Source organism: Paraburkholderia sp. EG304, assembly GCF_046543485.1.
In the GTDB taxonomy this organism is placed as follows: Bacteria; Pseudomonadota; Gammaproteobacteria; order Burkholderiales; family Burkholderiaceae; genus Paraburkholderia; species Paraburkholderia youngii.
This window is the reverse complement of sequence record NZ_JBKGUA010000134.1, coordinates 1-5,698: the sequence shown is the minus strand read 5'-3', so window position 1 is coordinate 5,698 and position 5,698 is coordinate 1. Positions and strand designations below refer to the sequence as shown.

The window sequence follows — 5,698 nt, the reverse complement described above, 5'->3', positions numbered from 1 at the left end:
GACAGCCCCTCCCACACAAACGACGTGCGCAGCATGTCGTGCCGGTCCACCACCCGCTGCACTGCCGCCAGATAGCGCTCCAGCAGGTCACGACCGGCAAATGCCATCTCCCGGGCCAACAGATAGGATCGCCCTGGCTGGCCAGCAGATGATGGAACAGGATGCCCTCCTGCAGCGGCGAGAGAGCATAGATGTCCTGGATGTTGGCCAGCCCTCCGGGCACCGTGGCCACCACACGGTCGATCTCCGCCTGGCTCAGCCCGATGAGCGGCAGCATCCCGGGGGTGATCGCCGTACTGTGCGCGGTAATCAGGTTGGCGGGGACCGCGACCTCCTGATGGCGCCCCAGGCTGGCCGCCAGATCGGCCAGCACCGGCCGCGCGAACAGCGTGCGCACCTCCATCCCCAGCGAGCGCTGCCGCAGCCGCTCCATCAGTTGCACGGCCAGCAGCGAATGACCGCCCAGTTCGAAGAAGTGGTCATGCCGACCGACCCGCTCCAGCCCCAGCAGCTCCGCCCACAGCTGCGCCAGCACCGTCTCGAGCTCCCCGCGCGGCGCCTCGTAGCCCCGCCGCGCATACGCATCGTCCTGCGGCGCCGGCAGCGCCCGGCGGTCCAGCTTGCCGTTCACCGTCAGCGGCAGCGCCGCCAGCGGCACGAACGCCGCCGGCACCATGTAGTCCGGCAGCTGCCCCACCAGATGCGCGCGCAGCGTCGCCGCAAGCTGCGCTTCCTGCGCCTCCTCTGCGGCCACCACATACGCCACCAGCTGCGGCTCGCCGGCCCGCTCCTCGCGCGCTACCACCACCGCCTCGCGCACCCACGCATGTCCGCACAGGTGCGCGGCCACCTCGCCCGGCTCGATGCGAAAGCCCCGGATCTTGACCTGCTCGTCGGTGCGCCCCAGAAACTCCAGATTGCCGTCCGGCAGGTACCGCGCCAGGTCCCCCGTGCGGTACAGCCGATCGCCCTCCACAAAGGGACTGGCGATGAACCGCTCGGCTGTCAGCTCGGGGCGGTTCAGGTAGCCACGCGCCACCCCCGCCCCGCCAATGTAGAGCTCCCCAGCCGCCCCGAACGGCACCGGCTCGCCATGACCGTCCAGCACGTACACCCGCGTGTTCGCAATCGGACGGCCGATCGGGATAGAGGCGGATCCATCGATAACTTTGGATATTTCAAATGTGACGCTTCCAACTGTCGCTTCTGTAGGACCGAAGTGGTTGATCAGACGCACATTCGGGAAACGCTTTCGCCAAAACTGAATATCCGCAGGTACTAACGGTTCCCCACCAACCATCAGTACCTTCGTCGGAGCCGGACCTTCGTAACACTCCAGTTGCCGGTTTAACAGGCTCAGGTGCGAAGGCGTCAGCTTGATCAAATCGTAGACCCGACCATCGTTAGCAGGAGAAAGTAAATCAGTTTCAACAGGAGGTTTTAGAAGATACAGCGCTGCACCTGCCAACAGGGGCCCGAATAAAGTTGTAACGATGCCGTCAAAGCTCAACGAATGTAATATCGGCGAACCATTCAACGCTTCTTCGTAATAACTGCGATGTGACCATTGCAAATAATTCAACAGGTTTCTGTGCTCGACCATGACGCCCTTGGGCGTGCCGGTGGAGCCCGAGGTGTAGATCACATAGGCCAGATGGTGCGGGCCCAGGCCCAGCGCGCGCGCATCCGGATCCGATGACGGCTGCCCGGCCCACGCCGGCGACTGCGCCTCCAGCTCCACCAGCCCCACCCCAGCGAGCGCCTCCGCGCCCAGCGCCGCACGCCCCGCCGCATCGGCCAGCACCAGCCGCGGCGCCGCCTCCCCCAGAATCTGCCGCAGCCGCGCGCCCGGATACGCCGCATCCAGCGGCACATACGCGCCCCCCGCCTTCAGGATCGCCAAGAGCCCCACCACCATCGCCGCGCTGCGCTCCACGCAGATCCCCACCGGCTGATCCGGCCTGACTCCGAGTGCGATCAGATGATGGGCCAGCCGGTTGGCCCGCGCATTGAGCTCGCCATAGCTCAGTCTCTCGTTCTCATGCACCAGCGCCACCGCCTCCGGTGCCCGCCGCACCTGCGCCTCGAACAGCTCATGGATGCACCGCTCCGACGGATACGCCGCCTCCGTGCGGTTCAGCTCCTCCAGCAGATACCGGCGCTCCGCCGCCGGCAGGATGTCGATGCGGCCCACCGGCTGCCGAGGCTCAGCCATCACAGCACCCAACAATTTTTCCAAATGCTGTGTAATACGTTCGACATTCTCCGGTGCCAAGCGGCTTCTGTCGAAGTGCCATCGAAAGCTACCGTCCAAAGAGCACACTTCAAGCGTCAGCACGTTGCCCGAGCGAAGTATTCCAGAATTCGGCGCTGATCCCAGCTCATGCGAAGAAGCACCTTCCCTTATCGTGATACCAATCGGCCACGGGCACCGCGATCGAAGTGCCTCTATGTTCTTTAACGCCGGGTAGCGTGCAACGAGATCCCCAGCAAAACTTTTGTGTGCTCGAAGCAGAGCGAATTCGGTCTCAACTGTCCTACGCACCTCTGCAAAAGCATCATCGAGATCAACTACAATTTTCATCGGCACGACTGCGGCAATATGCAACCCTGTTGCTTCCGATGCAACTCCCGATACATTGAGCGTAGGACTCCATCCCAACTGAAGCTCAGATTCACCTGAGATGCGGGAAAGATAGATTAGCCAGCCGACCACTATGTGTACCATGCGCTCGATCGGTGCCAATTCAGCCAAAACGCTAAAAGCATTCTCCGAACTGGACTGCCATTTCGTCATGGCCAAAGCCGACGACAAAAAAAAGGGAAGCTGCAACGATCTGAACCCGGCAAGCCGCTGGCGCCAAAATGACTCTTGCACGGCTAACATTTCGAGCTCGGAAGTAATGCTCGACGCCTGTTCTACACCGAATATGTGAAGACGGTCTCCGATATCCAGACCGTGATGCTTCGCGAGCGCCGACGCGTCAATAGATTGACCGTCCGGACCAGAAAACCAAACATCGACATCTTGCGTAGCTGTCGCGACACGCCAATTCCAACGGTGGATCCCCAGCAAGGAACCCGGAAGCTCATCCGAGCATCGATCCAGAACCTTTACGCGTTTGACTGCCACAAGATCATCGACCAAGATAACCTTTGGCATTCCCAACGGATTTGGATAATTTGCTCCGAAATCCAAGGCCCGCACCATTGCAGACAAATCTTCCGCAGATCGATCCCAACGTAAACAGCCCCCAACATCGGGCCTTCGATATCTCGGAAAGTAGCTCCTGTCCAGCATCCTTTGCGGACGTATATCGAGGGCCCCATCGGTCAATCCAATTAGCAACTCACGGAACCCCTCGATAGCAGCTTCATAACATCTAATGTTTAGGGTGAATGCAGTGTCGGTCGGCGTTATTAAAACCTGACGCCGAACGACCACATCACCAGTATCGACGCCTTGATCCATACAATGCCACGTAATTGCATATTCGCTTTCACCAGCAAGCAAGGCCCAAGAAGTGGCATGAGTTCCCGCATATTGAGGGAGGGGTCCATCGTGATAATTGAAAGCGCCTTGACGTGCCTGCCTAAGCATACCCACTGGCAATATGAACGGATTGGCGACAGAAAATATATATTCAACGGGCTCAATATCTATAAATGTCGAGAGCTCGTCGACGCTGCTACAACATAGGATATTGGCACCGGTGGCCCACTCGGAAAACCGGGAGTCCGCACAAAGTACCGCGCGGATCACGTGCCCCCTTTCTTGGGCTAGCTGAGCACACCTAATGGCTAGCGTACCGCTACCGACAATAACGCTAGACACCTTTGATAAGGCTAACCGCTTATTCGCCCCATGATCCGGGCGCGCCAAGGAAATACGATTTAACATCTTAATCTCCCAGCCAAGACCGAAGTCATTTGGCCAAGCGTGCCGCCGTTACGACGACACCGCCACGGAAAGCATCGAACGCAATGCTGCCGCTGAATGCGGGTTCGTGAACACGCGCCCGCCATTTGACACAGCCGGCGCGTTGACGAGCTCCCTGCGACTCACGAACAAAGATCCGGTGCTGCTGATGTCGCGATTTCTCCCGTACACGTCAGAATGGCAAGCGTTCCCATCCGCATCACGTCGACGCCTACTGCGAGCAGAAGCTGAGCGCACCGCTTCATCACGATTCCCGCCCGCAGATGTATCTCTGCCCCCTTTGCTCCAGCCCAAACTACCGCTCATGCATTTGCGTTTGCGCCGATCGGCGACGTAGCCAAGACAACGCAACTACTTTTTGCAAACCCGAATAAAGTACCCGACCTTCTGGAATTCGCCTGCCAACGCACGAATGCGCCCCTATCAGTGAAAAACCTTGTGCACGCAAAGCAAATCAGACACTGCAGCCGGTACGGAATGGGTACTATCATGCCACCGTTCGTGCACCGCATTGATATCAAATGTTTTTTCGATGTCCTAGCGATTTTCTAATATCCCCCAGTTTCTGAGGCTTTGAGCGGCACCGAATTTGGCGGAAGCTCCAGAGCGTGGGGAGTTATTCATCCGGTAGTGCCCGACCCAGAAGCATGAATCGAACGACTTCTGCGGGCGGATCAGAGGAGGAGTGCGAATACGAGGCGGCGCTGGCTGAGGTCGGCCGATTATCTAGTGCACCGAGCCCAAGATGCATGGTCGCGGGTTTGAAGTCGCGCGATCGTTGCCACCTGGCGAGGGTGCGCCAGTTCTGCAGGGAGGCGCCATCTGCAGTCGTTGTGGTCGCTTTTCCGACTCCGTTACGCTACGCGGAAGACAGGAAGCCTAATATGTCTGCGATCAAGCACAAGACGCTCTTGGAGAACCTTGCTGCCAGTCAATTGACGGGGCGCCGATCGGGTGAAACAGTTTACGCGTTGATCGTCGCGTCGATGACTCCCGCTGCCGATGAGTTGGCAGGGCAGATGCGCAGGGAAATCGAAGCGCGTCACGCTGAAGCCGATCGGTTACGCCTGCGCGCTATAGAACGCGCGCAGGTCGACGCAGATCTTGCGCAACGGCGCTTCATGCTGGTCCATCCAAGTAACTGACCGGTCACCGACACACTCGCGCAAGAATGGAACGACAAGCTGTCGCAGATTGCAGTCTGAAAGAGTTTCTCAAGCAATCGAACGCTGAGATGAGGTGGCCAGCTAGCTAAGATCGGCCAGCCGTGCATACGGTCACGCAGTAACGGGCTGCATCACGTCTGTAGCCGGCGCTGTCCCTGATTGGACAGCAGCGGCAGAAATGGGCGTTGCCAGATGAACTATGGATTGCCCAAGCTATGAGACCGGCCAAGACGCGTTCTGGATCTGTCATGCCTTGCAAGGTCGCGGGATCGAATGCTGTCTTGTCGATCCCACAAGCATCTCTGTGGAACGCCAGAAGTAGCGCGACAAGACGCACCGAATGGAAGTAATCGTGCTGGCCATCAACCTGCGTGTGTTGGCCGCATGGTAAACGGGATCGCGTGCACGCGATCCGTGTGCCGTTGCTGCCCGATGAGACGTCGTGCAACGTCATACGCGACCGTGGTGTCACCTTCCGGCATAAAGGAGCCGGGTATTTCCGGCATATAGGCGCCAGAAGAAGCGGGTAGAAACGAGCATCTTGGTGGGTTCAAGAATGGGCGGTTTAGCTGCCGTTTGCAAGGTTCAAGTG

Annotated in this window: 2 protein-coding genes; one reads left to right on the top strand and one right to left on the bottom strand. The window is 59.1% G+C overall.

What is annotated here, in order from left to right:
- A partial coding sequence (locus ACLFKU_RS42255; protein ID WP_410853199.1) for an amino acid adenylation domain-containing protein occupies window positions 1-3,901 on the bottom strand: 3,901 nt, incomplete at its 3' end.
- Between the two features lie 923 nt (window positions 3,902-4,824).
- Here ACLFKU_RS42255 and ACLFKU_RS42250 point away from each other — a divergent pair.
- The gene (locus tag ACLFKU_RS42250) at window positions 4,825-5,085 is read left to right on the top strand and encodes a hypothetical protein (RefSeq protein WP_410853198.1); all 261 of its coding nucleotides are present in this window, start codon (window positions 4,825-4,827) and stop codon (window positions 5,083-5,085) included.
- The last annotated feature ends 613 nt before the right edge of the window (window positions 5,086-5,698 follow it).